General features: G+C 69.9%; 17 protein-coding genes. 11 read left to right on the top strand and 6 right to left on the bottom strand.

Annotated features, from left to right (window positions below; all coding sequences use genetic code 11):
* Positions 1–44: 44 nt before the first annotated feature.
* A complete protein-coding gene (locus ABGB01_RS25775) occupies positions 45–1217 on the bottom strand; it encodes an ROK family transcriptional regulator (RefSeq protein ID WP_347776109.1) in 1173 nt (390 codons plus the stop codon).
* A 107-nt stretch (positions 1218–1324) separates the two neighbouring features.
* Here ABGB01_RS25775 and ABGB01_RS25770 point away from each other — a divergent pair, with 107 nt between their 5' ends.
* From ABGB01_RS25770 to ABGB01_RS25750, 5 genes are all read left to right on the top strand, one after another.
* On the top strand, positions 1325–2680 hold the full coding sequence (locus ABGB01_RS25770; RefSeq protein ID WP_347776108.1) for an extracellular solute-binding protein: 1356 nt from the start codon (positions 1325–1327) through the stop codon (positions 2678–2680).
* A complete protein-coding gene (locus ABGB01_RS25765; RefSeq protein ID WP_347776107.1) occupies positions 2677–3591 on the top strand; it encodes a sugar ABC transporter permease in 915 nt (304 codons plus the stop codon). Before ABGB01_RS25770 ends, ABGB01_RS25765 begins: the two co-directional genes overlap by 4 nt.
* Positions 3588–4409, top strand: a complete 822-nt coding sequence (locus tag ABGB01_RS25760) for a carbohydrate ABC transporter permease (RefSeq protein WP_347776106.1) — start codon at positions 3588–3590, stop codon at positions 4407–4409. The genes ABGB01_RS25765 and ABGB01_RS25760 overlap by 4 nt, the downstream gene beginning before the upstream one ends.
* 164 nt (positions 4410–4573) lie before the next feature.
* On the top strand, positions 4574–4933 hold the full coding sequence (locus ABGB01_RS25755; protein WP_347776105.1) for a hypothetical protein: 360 nt from the start codon (positions 4574–4576) through the stop codon (positions 4931–4933).
* Between the two features lie 64 nt (positions 4934–4997).
* On the top strand, positions 4998–5603 hold the full coding sequence (locus ABGB01_RS25750; protein ID WP_347776104.1) for a VOC family protein: 606 nt from the start codon (positions 4998–5000) through the stop codon (positions 5601–5603).
* Positions 5604–5650: 47 nt separating this feature from the next.
* Here the strand turns inward: ABGB01_RS25750 and ABGB01_RS25745 are convergent, their stop codons facing one another.
* The gene (locus ABGB01_RS25745) at positions 5651–7318 is read right to left on the bottom strand and encodes an endo-1,4-beta-xylanase (protein WP_347776103.1); all 1668 of its coding nucleotides are present in this window, start codon (positions 7316–7318) and stop codon (positions 5651–5653) included.
* Positions 7319–7652: 334 nt separating this feature from the next.
* On the opposite strand from ABGB01_RS25745, the gene ABGB01_RS25740 reads away from it, so the two are divergent.
* From ABGB01_RS25740 to ABGB01_RS25720, 5 genes are all read left to right on the top strand, one after another.
* Positions 7653–9314, top strand: coding sequence for an AMP-binding protein (locus ABGB01_RS25740; RefSeq protein WP_347776102.1), 1662 nt, complete (start codon positions 7653–7655; stop codon positions 9312–9314).
* A 211-nt stretch (positions 9315–9525) separates the two neighbouring features.
* A complete protein-coding gene (locus ABGB01_RS25735) occupies positions 9526–9942 on the top strand; it encodes a hypothetical protein (protein ID WP_347776101.1) in 417 nt (138 codons plus the stop codon).
* Positions 9943–9955: 13 nt separating this feature from the next.
* Positions 9956–10309: a nuclear transport factor 2 family protein gene (locus ABGB01_RS25730; RefSeq protein WP_347776100.1), complete on the top strand. Its 354-nt coding sequence runs from the start codon at positions 9956–9958 to the stop codon at positions 10307–10309.
* A 143-nt stretch (positions 10310–10452) separates the two neighbouring features.
* Positions 10453–11742: an MFS transporter gene (locus tag ABGB01_RS25725; protein WP_347776099.1), complete on the top strand. Its 1290-nt coding sequence runs from the start codon at positions 10453–10455 to the stop codon at positions 11740–11742.
* A gap of 133 nt (positions 11743–11875) precedes the next feature.
* Positions 11876–12481 (top strand): Uma2 family endonuclease, encoded by a 606-nt coding sequence (locus ABGB01_RS25720; RefSeq protein WP_347776098.1) that lies wholly within the window; start codon positions 11876–11878, stop codon positions 12479–12481.
* A gap of 3 nt (positions 12482–12484) precedes the next feature.
* Here ABGB01_RS25720 and ABGB01_RS25715 read toward each other — a convergent pair whose 3' ends face one another.
* Positions 12485–12718, bottom strand: a complete 234-nt coding sequence (locus tag ABGB01_RS25715) for a hypothetical protein (RefSeq protein ID WP_347776097.1) — start codon at positions 12716–12718, stop codon at positions 12485–12487.
* 88 nt (positions 12719–12806) lie between these two features.
* Between ABGB01_RS25715 and ABGB01_RS25710 the strand changes: the two genes are divergently transcribed.
* On the top strand, positions 12807–13427 hold the full coding sequence (locus ABGB01_RS25710; protein WP_347776096.1) for a Uma2 family endonuclease: 621 nt from the start codon (positions 12807–12809) through the stop codon (positions 13425–13427).
* A 42-nt stretch (positions 13428–13469) separates the two neighbouring features.
* Here the strand turns inward: ABGB01_RS25710 and ABGB01_RS25705 are convergent, their stop codons facing one another.
* The 3 genes from ABGB01_RS25705 to ABGB01_RS25695 all read right to left on the bottom strand — a co-directional run bounded on the left by ABGB01_RS25705 (position 13470) and on the right by ABGB01_RS25695 (position 18284).
* On the bottom strand, positions 13470–16022 hold the full coding sequence (locus tag ABGB01_RS25705) for a phenylalanine--tRNA ligase subunit beta (RefSeq protein WP_347776095.1): 2553 nt from the start codon (positions 16020–16022) through the stop codon (positions 13470–13472).
* Positions 16022–17062, bottom strand: a complete 1041-nt coding sequence (gene pheS, locus ABGB01_RS25700; protein ID WP_347776152.1) for a phenylalanine--tRNA ligase subunit alpha — start codon at positions 17060–17062, stop codon at positions 16022–16024. Before pheS ends, ABGB01_RS25705 begins: the two co-directional genes overlap by 1 nt.
* Positions 17063–17192: 130 nt before the next feature.
* A complete protein-coding gene (locus ABGB01_RS25695) occupies positions 17193–18284 on the bottom strand; it encodes an ATP-binding protein (protein WP_347776094.1) in 1092 nt (363 codons plus the stop codon).
* Positions 18285–18301 lie beyond the last annotated feature (17 nt).

Raw genomic sequence — 18301 nt, 5'->3', positions numbered from 1 at the left:
GCGTGATCAGGTCAGGGCCGCCCGGCGAGGGCCGGGCGGCCCGCTCAGCCGCTGAGCAGCGCCCCCAGGCGGGGCGCGTACGTGGCGTGGAAGACCAGCGAGGCCGCGCCGATCGCGGCGGCGTCCGCCGCGATCGGCGAGGTCTCCACCTGGACCGCGTGCAGCCGCCTGGCCAGCGACCTGCTCGACACGGCCGCCGCGACCACCTCGCGGTAGATCCCGCCCACCTCCCTGAGCGCGGGCCCGCCGAGCACGAGCAGGTCGATGTCGAGCATGTTCACCACGCTCACGGCGGCGTCGGCCAGCCTCCCGGCCACGCGTTCGATCACGGCGCGGGCCTCGGGCTCGCCGCGCGCGGCCGCCGCGCAGATGGCGGCGTGGTCGGACCCGTCGCCCAGCGCCGCCTCGATGGCGCTCGGGCAGCAGACGGCCTCGACGCATCCCCTGTTGCCGCAGTAACACTCGGGGCCGTCCGGTTCGACCGTCATGTGGCCGAACTCGGCGGCGTTCAGCGACCGCCCGCGATAGACCTGGTTGTCGAGGAAGATCCCGCCCCCGATGCCCGTCCCCAGGTAGAGGTAGGCGAAGCTCGGCGTGGCCCGCGCGGTCCCGGCCCACCGCTCCCCGATCGCCGCGGCGGTCGCGTCGTTGTCGACGGTGACGGGAAAACGGGTGTGCTCCTCCAGCAGGCTCTTGATCGGCATCTGGTCCCAGCCGGGCAGGCGCGGCGGCGACACCATCACGCCGTCGCCGTCCAGCGGCCCTGGGCAGGCCAGGCCCACGCCCAGCACCTTGCCGTCGGCGACCCCCGCCTCCCTGAGGATGCGCCGTGCGGCCCTGGCCATCTGCCGCACCACGGCGTCCGGCTTGTGCCCCGGCCGCACCGGCAGGCGCAGCCGCGCGACCGGCCGCCCGGCCAGGTCGGCGAGCACGCAGGAGATCTCCCCGGGATCGAAGTGCACGCCGATGGCGTAGCCGGCGCCCGGGTCGACCCGCAGGATCGTACGCGGCTTGCCCCCGTTGGACGGTGCGGAGCCGTCCTCGATGACCAGCCCCTCCTCCAGCAACCGACGGACGATCACCGACACGGTCTGCGCGGTCAACCTGGTGCGGGCCGCGATCTGGACGCGGCTGATCCCGTCGGAGGCCTGGATCGCCTCCAGCACCACGGCCCGGTTGTAGCTCCCCACCTTGGGCAGGTTCGTGCCCAGCTGCATGTCGCCAATATCACACAGACTGTTGACTTTGTAAATCAAATGGATTTAGCTTCTCGGCAACCCCAAGGAAACTTCCCTGGCAACCCAAGAACCACCGGGAGCCCGTGATGAGACGTACGCTGGCCGGTTCCCTCCTGCTGCTGACAGCTGTGGCCGGCTGTGGCGCCGACACCGAGCAGAACGCCTCCGGCAGCAAGGAACTCGAGGTCCTCTACAAGGTCGAGCCGACGTGGCCGCATCTGGAGAAGATGCTCACGGACGCCAAGAAGCAGTACGAAGCCGCTCACTCCGGCGTCACCATCAAACTCACGCCCGTCCAGGGCAACAACGAGGCCTACTACACCAAGCTGGCCCTGCTCAACCGCTCTCCTGACTCGGCTCCCGACGTCTACCTGCACGACACGTTCCAGGTGAACGCCGACGTCGCGGCGGGCAAGCTGGCCCCCCTGGACGACTACCTGGCCAAGTGGCCCGACTGGAGCGAGCAGTTCCCCGACTCGGTCAAGCAGGCCGCCAAGGGTGGCGACGGCAAGATCTACGGCGTCCCGATCAGCACCGACACGCGCGGCCTCTGGTACCACAAGGACGTCTTCGCCAAGGCCGGCCTGCCCGTCCCGTGGGAGCCGAAGACCTGGAACGACGTCCTGACGGCCGCCCGCACGATCAAGCAGAAGCTGCCCGGCGTTCTGCCCTTCACCATGTACTCGACGAAGATCCACGGCGAGGCGTCGACCATGCAGGGCTTCGAGATGCTCCTGTACGGCACCCCCGGCGGCACCCTCTACGACGAGGCGCAGAAGAAGTGGGTGGCCGGCGGCAAGCAGTTCACCGACGCGCTGACGTTCGTCAACACCATCTACCGCGAGGAGCTCGGGCCCAAGCAGGCCGACGCGCACAACGCCAAGCTGGCCGACAAGGTGAACTACGAGTGGTTCCCCAACGCCAAGCTGGGCATCGCGCTCGACGGTGCGTGGACCGCCTCGGCGTGGAAGCCGACCAGCACCAAGCCGTGGGCGGAGTGGAAGGACAAGATGGGCTGGACGGCCATGCCGACGCAGAACGGCGAGGAGCCGGGCGCGGTCAGCATGTCGGGCGGCTGGGTGATGGCGATGAGCTCCTACGCCAAGAACAAGCAGGAGGCGTGGGACTTCATCGCGGTGGCCACCAACAAGGAGAACTCGCTGACGTACGCGCTGGGCTCTGGCGACCTGGCCCCCCGCAAGGACGTCGCGGCCGACCCGAAGTACACGGGCGACAACCCGAGCGTGAAGTTCTTCACCGACCTGGCCTCGGTGACCCACTACCGGCCGGCGTTCGAGGAGTACCCGAAGGTGTCGGCCCAGATCCAGGAGGCCCTGGAGTCCGTCACCACGGGGGCGCAGACTCCTGAGGAGGCCACCGCCACCTACGCGAAGGCGCTGCCCACCGCCGTGGGCGGCCCCGACAAGGTGCTGGCCAAATGACGGTCGCCACAGCGCCGGCCCCGCCCGTGACGAGCCCGCCCCCCAGCGGCTCGTCGCGGCGCGGGGTGCTGCGCTGGCTGCTCCCTCTGGGGCCGGCCGTCGTCCTGCTGGCGCTCTTCCTCGCCGGCCCCATCCTGTGGAGCGTCTACGTCGCCTTCACCAACGAGACGCTCACCGGCTCGGCCTCGGTCAACTCCGAGTTCGTCGGCGTGGCCAACTTCACCAGGCTCTTCAACGACCCGAACTTCATCAACTCGTTCGTCCTCACGTTCGTCTTCGTGATCGGGTCGGCCGTCATCGGCCAGAACACCCTGGGGCTGATCATCGCCCTGCTCCAGCGCGGGCGCGGCCGGGTGACGCGCAGCGTCGTCAACGGCGTCGTCATCGCCGCCTGGGTGGTGCCCGAGGTGGTGGCGGCGGCCTGCTGGTTCTCGTTCCTGGCCGAGGAGGGCACGCTCAACTCGGTGCTCGGCATCTCCCAGGAGTGGCTCTACACGGCCCCGATGCTGGCGGTGATCCTGGCCAACGTCTGGCGCGGCACCGCGTTCTCCATGCTGGTGTACTCGGCCGCCCTCTCCGAGGTGCCGAAGGACCTGGTGGAGGCCGCCGCCGTGGACGGAGCGGGCCCGGGCCGCCGCCTGCTGCACATCACCCTGCCTCTGATCCGCAGATCCATCATGGCCAACCTCATGCTGATCACCCTGCAGACCCTGGCGAGCTTCGGCCTCATCTACGCCCTCACCGGCGGCGGGCCGGGCACGGCCAGCCAGACCACGCCGCTCTACATGTACGAGCAGGCGTTCCGCTACTTCGAGATCGGCTACGGCTCCGCGATCGCCCTCGTCATGCTGGTGATCGGCGCCCTGTTCTCGCTGATCTACCTGCGCCTGATCAAAGTGGAGGACGCGTGACCAGGCTCGCGGCCCGCGCAGCGGCGGGCCTGTCGCTCCTCATCATCTGCCTGGCCTTCCTCGGCCCGTTCCTGTGGGTGGTGATCTCCTCGGTCCAGCCGGAGGCGACCCTCGCCGCGCAGCCGACCCTGACCTTCTCGCTGGACAACTTCACGGCGGTGCTGACGTGGGAGACGCTGATCCTCCCGCTGATCAACTCCATCGTGATCTCGGGGTCCACGGCGATCCTGACGGTGCTCGTGGCCGGCCTGGCCGCCTACCCGCTCTCCCGCTACCAGCTCCGCTACCGCCGGCACTTCATGCTGACGCTGCTGTTCACCACCGGCCTGCCGATGACGGCGGTCCTGGTGCCGGTCTACGCGATGTTCTTCCGCTTCAACCTGTACGGCTCCGTGCCGGCGATGGTGTTGTTCCTGACGGCCAGCTCGCTGCCGTTCTCGATCTGGATGATGAAGAACTTCATGGACGGGGTTCCGGTGAGCCTGGAGGAGGCGGCATGGGTGGACGGCGCCGGCTGGGTGCGGTCGCTGACGGCCGTGGTGGGCCCGCTCATGGCGCCGGGCATCGCGGTGGTGGCGATCTTCGTGTTCGTCGGGCAGTGGGGCAACTTCTTCGCCCCGTTCGTGCTGATGGACACACCGGAGAAGCAGCCGGCCGCGGTGACCATCTATACCTTCTTCTCCCAGTACGGGCAGGTCGCCTACGGCCAGCTGGCCGCGTTCTCCATCCTCTACACGGCCCCGGCGGTGATCCTCTACGTGGCGGTGAACAAGTATCTGGCCGGCTCGTTCAGCTTCGCCGGCTCGGTGAAGGGCTGAGGCCTGCCGGGCGTACGATCCGGCCTGCGGGGGTCCGTGGCCTCTTGCCGAAAAACTGACTGAACGTTAGACATGAGTGTCACCATTCGGCAGAGAACGGAGCTTCTATGCCCTCGCAGGCCAGTTCGCGTCCGAGCCCCCGTCTCCCGCGAGCCCTCGGGGCCGTGACGGCCACGGCGGCCGGGATGCTCGCTCTCGCCGCGACGCTCTCTCCCGCGGCCGCGCTGGCCGCGCCGCCCTCCCCCTCGTCGGTGCTGGTCTGCCTGCCGGACACGCCCGTCTGCCAGGAGGTCCGCGGGGCGCCCGGCGACTTCCGCCTCTGGTTCAAGATCAACAACGCCCCCGCTCCCGTGGCCCTGTCCTTCACCGTCAACGGCTCCCCCGCCTCCGGCTCCGTCTCCACGCAGGTCGTCGGCGAGGCAATCGAAGGAGAGTTCCGGCCCGTGACACCGCTGGTCAGCGGAGACGAAGCGTGCCTCAGCTACGCCGGCGGCAGCGGCGAACACTGCGCCACCGCCCCGTGACGAGCGCGCCACCGGAAGGACATTCTGGCCGAACAGGGATGGTTGAAAGGCGTACGGTTGTCGCATGGCTGCGACCCCAGAAACGGTGCACTGGCGCGGCGTGCACCACCTCGCCCTGGTGACCGCGGACATGGACGCCACCGTGCGCTTCTGGCACGGCGTGCTCGATGCCCGGCTGGTCGCCACCCTCGCCGTCCCCGCGTTCAGGCACTACTTCTTCGAGGTGGGGCCGGGCAACACCGTCGCCTTCTTCGAATACACCGACCAGCCCATCGACAGCTTCGCCAAACCCGCCGGCGTGCCGTACGCCAGGGCGGCGCAGTTCGACCACCTGTCCCTGCACCTGCCGGACGAGGACGCGCTCAACCGGATGCGCGACCGGCTCAAGGCGCACGGCTGCGAGGTCACCGACGTCATCGACCATGGTTTCCTGCGCTCGATCTACTTCAGCGACCCCAACGGCATCGCCCTTGAGGCCTCCTGGTGGACGCTCGACCCGACCGGCCGCCCCGCGGACCACGCCGACGAGCGGCTGTTCGCCGACCCCGACCCCGTGCCCGCCGTCCGCGAGCTGCGCGACGACGGCCGCCTCCACCACACGGCCGCGACGAAGCTCGTCGACGGCATCATCGAGGATCTCCGGCGCGAAGGCGTCACCCTGGAGCCGTGAGCGCGCCGGATCCCCCGAGGGGTCACCCCCGGAGGATCCGGCGGCCGTCAGGCGCAGGTGTAGCCGGACGGCGTCTGCGTGTTCCCGTTCGGCCGGGTGACCTGGAAGCCGAAGCTGGTGCTGGCGTTCGGTGCCAGGGTGCCGTTGTAGCCGGCGTTCCTCGCGGTGACGGTCTGCCCGCTGACGGTCACGGCGGCGTTCCACGAGCCGGCCAGTGTGTGCCCGGACGGCAGGGTGAAGGTGACGGTCCAGCCGGTTATGCCGGACGTGCCGGTGTTGGTGACGGTCACCGGCTGCACGACGTACCCGTTGCCCCACTGGGTCTGCACGGTGCCCGTGGCGGTGCAGCCGTCCCCTCCGCTGCCGCCCTCGGCCGTGGTGAACGTGGTCGTGGGCGAGTTGCCGGACAGGTTGCCGGCGCCGTCGCGCGCCCGTACGTACACCACGTACTCGGTCTCGGGGCTCAGCCCGCTCAGGGTGATGGAGTTGGTGGTGGTCGTGCCGAGTTGCGTGTCGTTGGCCCCCTGCTCACGGTAGACGTTGTAGCCGGCCAGCCCGCTGCCCCCGCTGTCGGTCGAGGCGGTCCACGTCAGCCTGGCGGAGTTGGCGGTGACGTTGCTCGACGACGGTGTGCCGGGCGTGCTCGGCGCCGTGGTGTCGTCGCCGCCCGAGCCGTCGTCGAGCGCGTCGTGCACGGCGTCGTAGGCGGGCTTGCTCTGGTAGTTCTCGTCATAGATGAGCGCCGCTCCCTCTCCCGGGAACGTGTCCGGCACCCACGAGTGCCTGTCGGTGAAGCCCCAGATCGTCACGCCCGCGCAGGCGCTGACGGCCAGGCAGGCGTTGACGGCGTTGCGGTAGTAGGTCGCCTGCGTGGCGTCCTTGGAGGAGTTCCTGGGCAGCTGCATGCGGATGTCCAGCTCGGTGATGCGCACCTGGACACCGAGGGCGGCGAAGCGCTCCAGGTTCTGTTGCAGGTCGTTCGGGAAGCCGTACTGGATGGAGAGGTGGCCCTGGAAGCCGACGCAGTCGACGGGCACGCCCTGCTGGCGCAGCGACCGGACCAGGTTGTACATCGCGGTGCTCTTGGCGTTGATGCTCTCGACGTTGTAGTCGTTGATGCACAGCCGGGCGTCGGGGTCGGCCTCGCGCGCGGCCCTGGAGGCGTCGGCGACGAAGCTCTGGCCGAGCGTGTTGTACCAGAAAGACGAGCGCCAGCCGCCGTTCTCGTCGAAGATCTCGTTCACCACGTCCCACGAGACCACGGCCGGGTTGTCGGCGTAGCGCCCGACGACCTCGGCGATGTGGTTCTCCATCGCCTCGCGCATGGCGCCGGCGCCGAGGCCTTGCACCCAGCCGGGCGTCTGGTTGTGCCACACGAGCGTGTGGCCGTGGACCTGCTGGTTGTTCTGGGTGGCGAAGTTGACGATGGCGTCTGCTCCGGAGAAGTTGAACTGGCCCGGGTTGGGCTCGGTGGTGTCCCACTTCATCACGTTCTCGGCGGTGATCTGGTTGAACTCGGTGGCCGCGATGGTGCGGTACGCGCTCTCGTTGGACAGCGGGCTGGTGGCGAGCGCCGCACCGATGAACTTGCCCCGGCTCTGCGCGTGCGTCCGCAGGGGCGCGGACGCTTCGGCCGAGGTGACGGGGAGGAGGAAGGTCAGGAGCATCCCCACCAGGGTGAGGGCTCTGATGAGCGAGGACGAACGCACGGACATCTACCTCCGGAGGCAGGCACTCGGTTCCGAAAGTTTTCGACCCGGACAGGATCGCACCGGAGACGGTATGGACAGGCATCCACGCGGTCAACGCCGAGCCCGAGCCCGCCACATAAGGGCAGTTGGGAGGGAGAAACTATCGGAGCGAACGTGAAACTTTCATCGCCAGGAGGCGCCACGCTCCGATTCCCGGTCGCCACGGCATCACGCACCTTTCCCCGATCGGGCCGCTACAGAAACCCCCGATCTGCCTATTTTTCCTGGTCTAGCGTGACGTACCTACCGGTCGGTACTGTGTTTTCCGGAATAATCGTCCACTGCGGGAGTTCTGCGCATGTCTCTTTCGCACGCCCAGGCCCAGGACCAGCTCACCGGCCCCGGCCAGCTGTTCGAGATCGAGGAGATCGGCGACACCGGGATCCGCACCTGGAAACACGCTCCAGGCCACTTCCGCGCACTCCTGCAGACGAGCAGGCTCCACGGCGAGAAGGACTTCCTCGTCTACGAGGACGAGCACATGACGTTCGAGGAGCACTTCCGCCGCGCCGCCACCCTCGCCCACCGCCTCGTCGACGATTACGGCGTGCGCAAGGGCGACCGGGTGGCGGTGGCCATGCGCAACTACCCGGAGTGGGTGGTCTCGTTCTCCGCGGCGCTGGCGGCCGGGGCCGTCGCCGTACCGCTGAACGCCTGGTGGACGGAGGCCGAGCTGGCCTACGGCGTACGCGACTCCGGGGCCAAGGTGCTGATCGCGGACGGTGAGCGAGCCGCCAGGCTGGCCTCGACCGGCGTGCCGATGATCGTCACCAGGGGCGAGGCGCCGGAAGGGGCACGCGCGTTCGCGGAGGTGCTCGGCGAGGTCACCGCCGGCGTCGAGCTGCCCGACGTCGAGCTGTCCCCCGAGGACCCGGCCACGATCTTCTACACCTCCGGCACCACGGGCAGCCCCAAGGGCGCCCTGGGCAGCCACCGCAACCTGGGCCAGTCCCCCATGACCGTCGGCTACGGGCACATGCGCGCGCTCGCCATGGCCGGCAAGGACCCCGCCGCCTCGGCGGGCGCCCGCCGGGTCACCCTGCTGACCGTTCCGCTCTTCCACGTCACCGGCTCCTTCTCGGCCCTGACCACCTCCATGTTCAGCGGCGGCGGCCTCGTGCTCATGTACAAGTGGGACCCCGGCAAGGCGCTGGCCCTGATCGAGCGGGAGAAGGTCACCGGGATGGTCGGGGTGCCGACGAACGCCTGGCAGCTGATGTCCCACCCCGACTTCGGCACGTACGACCTGTCGTCCCTGACCAGCCTCGGCTACGGCGGCGCCCCCGCCCCGCCCAGGCTGCTGGAGCGCATCGGCGAGAACCTGCCCGACCGCGCGCCCTCCAACGGCTACGGCATGACCGAGACGAGCGCCCTGGCCATCGGCAACGGCGGCGCCGACTACCAGGCCAGGCCCGACAGCATCGGCCGCCCGCTGCCCGTGGTGGACGTGCGGGTGGTCGACCCGGCGGGCGGCGAGCTGCCGCCCGGCGAGGTGGGCGAGCTCTGCGTCCGCGGCCCCAACGTCATCATGGGCTACTGGAACAAGCCGGAGGCGACGGCGCAGACGTTCATCGACGGCTGGCTGCACACCGGCGACCTGGCCAGGATCGACGAGGAGGGTTTCGTCTACATCGTCGACCGGGCCAAGGACATGGTGATCAGGGGCGGCGAGAACGTCTACTGCGCCGAGGTGGAGGCGGCTTTGTTCGAACATCCGGCGGTGGACGACGTGGCCGTCATCGGCGTGCCGCACGACGAGCTGGGCGAGGAGGTCGGCGCGGTCGTCCGCCTCGCGCCGGGCGCCGCGGTCACGGCCGGGGAGCTGCGGGCGTTCCTGACCGGCCGGATCGCCACGTTCAAGATCCCGGTGCACGTGTGGTTCCGCGACGCCGAGCTGCCCCGCAACCCCGGCGGCAAGATCCTCAAGACCCGCCTGCGCAGGGAGATCCTGGGAGCCTGACCGGCCCGCCCGGCCGCCCTCCTCCGGGGTGTCCGGGCGCTCCCGGTCACGTCCGCCGCCGACGTGACGGTCCTCACAGAGCCGGAGTTTCCGCAGGTCGAGCCGCCTTCACTGAGCCCGCTCGCGTGCCCGCTTACCTCACGCGTAATCGCGGCCCCTATCCCGTGGCTGACATCGTTCAGGTGTCGCACCGACCACTGGAGGAGCCGAGATGACCGCTCTGACCGTCACCACCGACCGGACGAAGTTCCTGCGTCTCGTCCTGACCGCCGACGCCGTCGTCACCGGCGGCAACGGGCTGGTCTACCTGGCCGCGGCCGTACCCCTGGGCGCCCTGCTCGGCCCCGACGCTGCCCTGCTGCGCGGCATCGGCGCCTTCCTCCTCGTGTACGGCGCCGCGGTCGGCCTGCTGGCCGGCCGAGGGCTGCGCCGCACGATCAGCCCGGCCGCCACCAGAGCGGTGATCGCCCTGAACATCGGCTGGACCCTCGGCAGCATCGCCGCCGTCGTCACCGGGGCGCTGGACCTCACGACCGCCGGCGCCGTCTGGGTCATCGCCCAGGCGCTGCTCGTGGCCGTGTTCGCCGAGCTCCAGATCGTCGGCCTGCGCAGGACCCGCACCACCTGACCAAGGAGAAGACATGACCCTCGTGGAACGCTACATCGCCGCCTGGAACGAGACCGACCCGCAGGCCCGCGCCAAGGCCGTGGCCGAGTTGTGGACCGAGGACGCCACGTACACCGACCCGCTCGCCGACGTGGCCGGGCACGCCGGGATCGCCGCCGTGATCGAAGGCGCGCAGGGCATGTTCCCCGGCATGGTGTTCACGCCCGGCGAGCTGTACGACGCCCACCGCCACCTCGCCAGGTTCACCTGGCACCTGGGCCCGGCGGACGGCGAGCCGGTGGCGGTCGGCTACGACGTGGTGGAGCTGGCGGAGGACGGCCGGATCCGCAAGGTGCTCGGCTTCCTCGACCAGGCACCCGCCGCCTGATCCGACGCCTCCGAGGCCCTCGGCTCCGCCGGGGGCCTCCCGCATGCCCCGGAGAGCGTGCGCCCTGGCCGGCGTGAGTGCCTCGGAAAACGGTTTGCCCGGCCAGAACGTTCGCCGGACAATTCACTCTCGTGCTCGCTGGAGTGAAACGTCTTCTTCGTCAGCTCACCCTCGACGTGAGTCCGCTGCGCCACTCCCGCGACTACCGCCTGCTCTTCGTCTCCGGCGTCATCACGATGTTCGGGACGTTCATCACCATGGTGGCGATCCCGTTCCAGATGAAGGAACTGACCGGCTCCTACCTCGCCGTCGGGCTGGTGAGCCTGGCGGAGTTCGTGCCGATGGTGGTGTGCGGTCTGTGGGGCGGGGCGATGGCCGACGCTCACGACCGCCGCACGATCATCCTGTGGAGCGAGGTCGGCCTGCTGGTCACCTCCGGCGCGCTCATGGTCAACGCGCTGCTGCCCACGCCCCAGGTGTGGGTCCTGTACGTGGTCGGCGCCGTCTCCACCGGCCTCGCCTGCCTGCAACGGCCCAGCATGGAGGCCGTGTTCCAGCAGGTGGTCAGGCACGAGCAGCAGGGCGCGGCCGCGGTGCTGACCAGCCTGCGCTGGAACTTCGGCGCCATCGTCGCCCCGGCGCTCGGCGGCCTGCTCGTGACCACCTACGGCCCGGCGGTCGCGTACGGGCTCGACACGCTGACCTTCGTGCTGTCGCTGCCGCTGCTGTGGCGGATCCGGTCGTTGCCGCCGGCCGAGGACGCCGCGCCCGCGTCGCTGACGTCGCTGGCCGACGGGTTGCGCTACGCGGTGGGGCGCAGCGACCTGATGGGCACGTACCTGGTGGACATCGCCGCGATGGTGTTCGCGATGGCGACGGCGCTGTTCCCGTTCCTCGCCGACGAGCTGGGCGCACCCCAGGCGCTGGGGCTGCTCTACTCCGCGGGCGCGGCGGGCGCGCTGATCGCCTCGCTCACCGGCGGGTGGGCGGCCAACGTGCGACGCCACGGCCTCGGCGTGATCATCGCCGCCGCGCTGTGGGGCGCCGCGGTGGCCCTGGCCGGCCTGGCCACGAACGTCTGGCTCATCGTCGTCTGCATCGCCCTGGCGGGCGCCGCCGACATGATCAGCGGCATCTTCCGGATGACCATGTGGAACCAGACCATCCCCCGGGAACTGCGCGGCCGCCTGGCGGGCATCGAGCTGCTCTCCTACGCCAGCGGCCCGATGCTGGGCAACGCCAGGGCCGGCCTGATGGCCAACCTCGGCGGCACCCGCTTCTCCCTCGGGGCCGGCGGCCTGCTGTGCGTCGCCGCCGTCCTGGGGCTCGCCGCCGCCCTGCCGAAGTTCCGCGGGTACGACGCCCGTACGGACGAGCACGCCCTGGCGGAGAAGGACCGCAGGGAGGCGGCCACCGCGGAACCCACCCCCTGACCAGCCGCTCCCCCACCCGCGCAGCGTGCCGGACCTCACCGTCGAGCAGCGCCCAGCCTTCGGATGCGCAGCCGTACGCGGTGTGTGCACCCATTCACCTGGCGTGAGCACATTAGATTGGTAGCGTTGAATCATGACTGCCGAAGCGGTGAGCCTAGAGATGACGACTCCCTCGCTGCCCGACTGGGTTTTCCCCCCTCCCGAGGGTTTCGCCGCAGAAGACCTCGATCACATTCCGGATTTGCCTGCGCACACAGAGTTGATTGACGGAAGCTTGGTCTTCGTGAGCCCTCAAGCCTCCTTCCACATGCGTGTCACCTCGCTCCTCGAGAGCGAAGTGCGCCGCGCGGCACCGGCAGATCTCAGGGTGCGCCGGGAGATGAGCATCATCCTCGACAGGGACCAGCGCCCCGAGCCGGACCTCTGTGTCATCTCCGCCGGCGCCGAGGAGCACGCCGAACAGACTTTCTATCACGCGCGGGATGTCCTGCTGGTGGCGGAAATGGTCTCACCGGAGTCCAGAACGCGTGACCGCCAGCGCAAGCCCCAGCTCTATGCGAGCGCCGGCATCCCCCACTTCTGGCGCATAGAAAATCAGTCAGGCAAAGCAGTCGTCTACGTGTACGAGCTGGACCCCGCCACCAAGTCCTACACCCTCACAGGGATCCATCACGACAGGCTCAAGCTCACGGTCCCCTTCGACCTCGACATCGACCTCGACGCCATTGACCACATCTGAGGCTCAACCCGCCTCCCGCCACCCCTCATACCGCGCGACCAGCTCATCCACCTTGGCCAGCGCACAGTCGTCCATGCCTTCGACGACGACCAGCCACTGGGCGTCCTCGGCGTCGTCCTCCCCGGCCAGCGTCTCCCGCACCACCCGCGGCACCCCCAACGAGGGAAACCACTCCCCCAGCGTCTCGGCGACCTCTTCGGCGTCATCCCGCTCGCCGAACACCAGCAGCACACTCATAGCCTGATGGTCGCATCCCCCACTCTCACCCGCGAGCGTGTATGGCCGTTCACAAGGCGTGAGCACAATACATTGGTAGCGTTAGGCCATGACTGTCACAGCCGAACCGGTGATCAAGCAGATGACGTCTTCTTCAGTGCCCGACTGGGTCTTTCCGCCACCGCAAGGCTTCGTAGCAGAAGATCTCGATCACCTTCCGGATTTGCCTGCGCACACAGAGTTGATTGATGGAAGCTTGGTCTTCGTGAGCCCTCAGCGACACTTCCATCACTCAGTTCTGTTCCGGTTGCACAACGCCATGGAAGAGCTTGTGCCTCCAGGACACGAAGTGCTCCAGGAGATGAGCGTCAAGCTGAGTGCGCGGCAACGTCCAGAACCCGACCTGATCGTTGTGGGCCCCAAGGCGGTCATCGGTCGCGAGGTCACCTGTTTCAAGGCCGAAGACGTTGTGCTCGCCGCCGAGGTGGTCTCACCGGACTCCGAGCTACGTGACAGGGAGCGGAAGCCCGTCCTCTACGCGCAGGCGGGGATTCCTCACTACTGGCGCATCGAAGAAATTCATGGCAAACCAGCTGTATTCGTCCACGAGCTCGATCTCGGCACCATGACCTACGCACTCGCCGGCGTCCATCACGACCGGCTGAAGGTCTCCGTTCCCTTCGACATCGACATCGACCTCACCACGCTGTACACGAGCAGAACCCGGTAAGGGCCGGCACGGCACGCCGCCGCACCGGCCCTCTGGTAACGATCATCCGCGGAGCTGGGCACCCACGCGGTCGGCCGCCATCGCCACCGCCGCGTCCCGCGCCGCCGTGGTCTCCTCGACCGTCAGGGTCCGATCGGCCGCACGGAACCGCATCGAGTAGGCGAGCGACTTGTTGCCCTCGCCCACCTGCTCGCCTTCGTAGACGTCGAACAGCCGGATCGACTCCAGCAGCTCACCGGCGCCGTCGCGCAGGGCCGCCTCGACGTCGGCCACCGGCGTGAAGTCGGGCACGATCAGCGCGACGTCCTGGGTGGCCACCGGATAGGCGGAGACGGGAGGCGTCTCGACGGGGCCCGGCATGGCCGCCTCGAGCCGCGACAGCTCCAGCTCCATCGCCGACGTGCGGGCCGGCAGGCCGTAGGCCTCGATGACCCGCGGGTGCAGCTCGCCCGCGTGGCCCACCAGCGTGTCGCCGAGATAGAGGGCCGCGCACCTGCCGGGGTGCCACGGCTCGTGCTGGTCGGCGCTGATGGACAGCTCCGCCCGCGCCTCGGCCGCCACCAGCCGGGCGGCCTGCACCGCGTCGGCCCAGGAGGCCTGCCGGCCGGCACCCCACCAGCCGGACCGCTCGAACTCGCCGGTCAGCACGACCGCGACGCGCAAGGGCTGGTCGGGCAGCGCGGCCTCGATCGAGGCGAGCTCCTCGGCCGTCGGCCGGCGCTCCACCCCGAGCACCGGCGCCGCCTCGGGAGCTCCCTCTCGCGGCCGGTAGACCGGCCCGCTCTCGAACAGAGCCACGTCGGCGAACCCGCGCCCGACGTTGCGCACCAGAGTCTTGAGCAGCCCTGGCAGCAGCGTCGTGCGCATCAGCGGCTCATCCTCCGACAGCGGGTTGGCCAGCCGCATGGCGTTGCGGCGCGCGTCGTCGGCGGGCAACTGCAGGTGGTCGAGGTCGGCGGCGCTGACGAACGGGTAGCTGAGCACCTCGACGTAGCCGCCTTCGGCCAGCGCCCTGCCCACCCGACGGCGCAGCCGCTGCCCCTCGGTGAGCCCGGCGCCCGCCGGGGCGGCGGGCAGCGCCGACGGCAGGCTCTCGTAGCCCTCCAGCCGGATGACCTCTTCGGCCAGGTCGTTGGGGTCGGTGAGGTCGGGCCGCCACGACGGCGGCGTCACCGTGATCATGTCGTCGCCGGTCACGGCCAGCTTGGCCGCCAGCTCGCCACCGGTCACGACCCCGGTCGGGTCGACACCGCCCTGGCGCACGGCTGCGTCGTCACCGTCGACGACGACGCAGCCGACCTGCTGCAGCCGCGCGACCACGGTCTCCTTGGAGTAGGTGGTGCCGGCCACGGCCCCGGGGTGGCCCGACGGGATCGCGATGCGCGCCGGCGACACCTCGACCTCGGCGTGCGTGACGCCGGGCTGGACGGTGGCCCCGCCCAGCTCGGCCAGCAGCTGCACGGCCCGCCACGAGGCGACGAGCGGCAGCTCCCGGTCGACGCCGCGCTCGAACCGCTTGGACGCCTCCGACACGAGTCCGTGCCTGCGGGACTCGCGGGAGATGCCGGTCGCGGAGAAGTGAGCGGCCTCGATGACGATGTCGGCCGAGACGTCGGAGATCTCGGTCTCCAGGCCGCCCATCGTGCCCGCCATCGAGATCGGCCCCGACTCGTCGGTGATCAGGATGTCGTCGGGGTCGAGCTCGCGCACCACGTGGTCGAGCGTCTCCAGCCGCTCACCGGGCCGGGCCCGGCGCACCACGATCTCGCCGCTGAGCTTGCCCCGGTCGAACGCGTGCAGCGGCTGACCGAGCTCCAGCATCAGGTAGTTGGTGATGTCGACGGCCAGCGACACGGGACGCATGCCGGCGCGCGACAGGCGTACGCGCATCGGGAGCGGGGTCTGCGCGGCCGGGTCGAAGCCGCGCACCTCGCGCAGCACGAACCGGTCGCACGCCGTCGGGTCGGCGATGGAGGCCGGCCACGACGGCCCGGTCGCGGCGGGCGGCTCGACGTCCGCGGGGTCGCGGAAGGCCACGCCGAACGCGGTCGCCACCTCGCGCGCCACGCCCCTGATCGACAGCGCGTAGCCGATGTCAGGGGTGATCTCCAGCTCGATCACCTCGTCGCGCAGGCCGAGCAGCTCGACCACGTCGCCGCCGATCGGGGTGTCGGCCGGCAGCACCATGATGCCGTTGTGGTCGTCGCCGAGCCCGAGCTCGCGCTCCGAGCAGATCATGCCCTCGGACATGCGCCCGTACGTCTTGCGCGCCCCGACCTCGAACCCGCCCGGCAGCACCCCTCCGGGCAGCACGACGGGCACCCGGTCACCGGCGGCGAAGTTGGTGGCGCCGCAGACGATCTCGCGCGGCGTCGCCTCGCCCGTCTCGACCTTGCAGTGCCTGATCGGCTTCTTGAAACCGGTCAGCTCCTCGATGGCGAGCACCTCGCCGACCACGACGTTCTTGACGTCGTGGCCGTGCGAGGTGATCGACTCGAGCTTCAGCCCGGCGGCCGTGAGCTTGTCGGCCACCTCGTGGGCGGTGACCGCCGGGAGATCGACATACTCCCGCAGCCAGGAAAGCGGGACCTTCATCAGATCTCCATTCCGAACGGGAGCGTGAAGCGCACGTCTCCCTCGACCATGTCACGCATGTCCTCGGCGTTGTGGCGGAACATCAGCGTGCGCTCGATGCCCATGCCGAACGCGAACCCGGAGTATCGCGACGGATCGACCCCGCACGCGATGAGCACGCGCGGGTTGACCATGCCGCAGCCGCCCCACTCGATCCAGCCCTCCGACTTGCAGGTGCGGCAGGGCGGGTTGCCAGGGGTCGCCGAGGCGCCGCGGCAGACGAAGCATTTGAGGTCCATCTCGGCGGACGGCTCGGTGAACGGGAAGTAATTGGGGCGGAACCGGGTCGAGATGCCCTTGCCGAACATCACCTCCGCGAACCGGTCGAGCGTGCCCTTGAGGTGGGCCATCGTCAGGCCCTCGTCGACGGCCAGCCCCTCCGTCTGGTGGAAGACGGGGGTGTGGGTGGCGTCGAGCTCGTCGGTGCGGAACGTCTTGCCCGGCGAGATCACGTAGACCGGCAGCTCGCGCTGGAGCAGCGCGCGGATCTGCACCGGCGAGGTCTGCGTGCGCAGCACCATGCCGGACTCCGTGGAGCCCACGAAGAACGTGTCGTGGTCGGAGCGCGCCGGATGGTCCTTGGCGATGTTGAGGGCGTCGAAGTTGAACCACTCGCCTTCGAGCTCGGGCCCTTCGGCCACTTCGTAGCCCATGGCGACGAACGCGTCGGCGATGCGCTCCTGCAGCGTGGTGAGCGGGTGGCGGGCGCCGCGTGGCCGGCGGTCCCACGGCAGGGTGACGTCGACGCTCTCCTCGACGAGCACGCGCGCGTCGCGCTCGGCCTCGAGCTCGGCCTGGCGCGCGGCCAGCGCCTCGTTGATCGCCTTACGGGCGGCGCCGACGCGTTTGCCGGCCTCCGCGCGGGCGGCCGGCGGCAGCGCGCCGATCTCCCGGTTGGCCAGGGCGATGGGCGAGCGGTCACCCGCGTGCGCCAGCCTGGCCTGCTTGAGTGCGTCGAGGTCGTCGGCCGCCTTGATCGCCGCGACGGCGTCGGCCTCCATGCGGGACACCTCGTCGGCATGCAACGGTGTCACCTCGACGGGGTCGTAGTCAGACAAGAGTGAGCTCCGTATCCAGGGCTTGAGCGGAAATGAGTCTAGTGGGACCCGCCCACCGGGCCCGAATCGCTCGCTATGGGGTCGCGAAGTCAGGCGTGCCGGTGGGCACGGTAAATCGGAACTCCGCCCCGCCCTCGGGGGCCCGCTGCACGGCGATCGTGCCGCCGTGCGCTTCGACCAGGCCTTTCACGATGAACAGGCCGAGCCCGGTGCCGCCGCGCCTGCGGCTGTTTCCGCCGCGCCAGAACTGCCTGAAGACGCGCGGAGCCAGCTCGGGCTCGATGCCCTCGCCCTCGTCGCGCACCGACACGGCAACTCCCCATCCAACGGACTCGATCTCTATTGTCACAGTGCCGCGCCCGTGGCGCAGCGCGTTTTCCACCAGGTTACCCAGGATCTGGTCGATCTTGTCCTGGTCGAGCCACATCTCCGGCAGGTGGTCGCCGACCACCAGGCGGAACCGGTGCTCGGCCTCCCCGGCCGCCACCCGCCCGGCGATGAGCCTGCGCGCCCTGGCGGGAAGGTCGACGACCTGGCGGCGCACCTCCAGCCGCCCCGACTCGATGCGGGAGACGTCGAGCAGCTCGGTGATGAGCCGTGTGACACGGTCGGCGTCGTTGTTGACGGTCTCGAGCATCACGCGCTTCTGCTCGTCGGTGAAGCGCGTCCACTTGGCCAGCAGGGTCGCGGTGAAACCCTTGACGCTCGTCAGCGGCGAGCGCAGCTCGTGGGCCACCGTGGAGACCAGGTCGGCGCGGCTGCGTTCCAGCCGGGCCCGCGCGCCGCCGTCTCTGAGGGTGATCGTGACGCGCTCGACCTCGCCGCCGCGCTCCGGCTCGCGGATGAACCGGGCCGTGACGTAGAGCTCCTGGCCGCCCGGCAGGTGCAGCGGCCGCTCCGGCACCCTGCTCCGCGTACGCAGCCCGCCCTCGGGGTCGAGGGCCTTCCACCAGTCACGCCCGTCATGGTCGCGGAAGGGGAACACGTCGGTCATGTGCCGGCCGACCGCGCGCTCCATGGCGATGCCGGTGAGCCGCGCGGCGGCTCGGTTGACGGCCACCACGCAGCCATATCGGTCGGCCACGATGAGGCCGTCAGGGAGATCGTCGATGGCTATCGTGCACGCGGCGGCCACAACGCGCCCGTCGGTGTCTGCGCCGTGCACGACCTCGCCTCCTCCGC

The sequence above is a fragment of the Nonomuraea sp. B5E05 genome (assembly GCF_039880665.1).
Classification (GTDB): domain Bacteria; phylum Actinomycetota; class Actinomycetes; order Streptosporangiales; family Streptosporangiaceae; genus Nonomuraea.
The sequence above is the reverse complement of the archived record's forward strand: the minus strand, read 5'-3'. Positions and strand labels throughout refer to the sequence as shown.

Excerpts from the sequence above, each read along its gene's own strand:
- ABGB01_RS25775 (WP_347776109.1), bottom strand. The coding sequence starts at position 1,217 with ATGCAGCTGGGCACGAACCTGCCCAAGGTGGGGAGCTACAACCGGGCC.
- ABGB01_RS25770 (WP_347776108.1), top strand. The coding sequence starts at position 1,325 with ATGAGACGTACGCTGGCCGGTTCCCTCCTGCTGCTGACAGCTGTGGCC.
- ABGB01_RS25765 (WP_347776107.1), top strand. The coding sequence starts at position 2,677 with ATGACGGTCGCCACAGCGCCGGCCCCGCCCGTGACGAGCCCGCCCCCC.
- ABGB01_RS25750 (WP_347776104.1), top strand. The coding sequence starts at position 4,998 with ATGGCTGCGACCCCAGAAACGGTGCACTGGCGCGGCGTGCACCACCTC.
- ABGB01_RS25745 (WP_347776103.1), bottom strand. The coding sequence starts at position 7,318 with ATGTCCGTGCGTTCGTCCTCGCTCATCAGAGCCCTCACCCTGGTGGGG.
- ABGB01_RS25740 (WP_347776102.1), top strand. The coding sequence starts at position 7,653 with ATGTCTCTTTCGCACGCCCAGGCCCAGGACCAGCTCACCGGCCCCGGC.
- ABGB01_RS25735 (WP_347776101.1), top strand. The coding sequence starts at position 9,526 with ATGACCGCTCTGACCGTCACCACCGACCGGACGAAGTTCCTGCGTCTC.
- ABGB01_RS25730 (WP_347776100.1), top strand. The coding sequence starts at position 9,956 with ATGACCCTCGTGGAACGCTACATCGCCGCCTGGAACGAGACCGACCCG.
- ABGB01_RS25720 (WP_347776098.1), top strand. The coding sequence starts at position 11,876 with ATGACTGCCGAAGCGGTGAGCCTAGAGATGACGACTCCCTCGCTGCCC.
- ABGB01_RS25715 (WP_347776097.1), bottom strand. The coding sequence starts at position 12,718 with ATGAGTGTGCTGCTGGTGTTCGGCGAGCGGGATGACGCCGAAGAGGTC.
- ABGB01_RS25710 (WP_347776096.1), top strand. The coding sequence starts at position 12,807 with ATGACTGTCACAGCCGAACCGGTGATCAAGCAGATGACGTCTTCTTCA.
- ABGB01_RS25705 (WP_347776095.1), bottom strand. The coding sequence starts at position 16,022 with ATGAAGGTCCCGCTTTCCTGGCTGCGGGAGTATGTCGATCTCCCGGCG.
- pheS (WP_347776152.1), bottom strand. The coding sequence starts at position 17,062 with ATGGAGGCCGACGCCGTCGCGGCGATCAAGGCGGCCGACGACCTCGAC.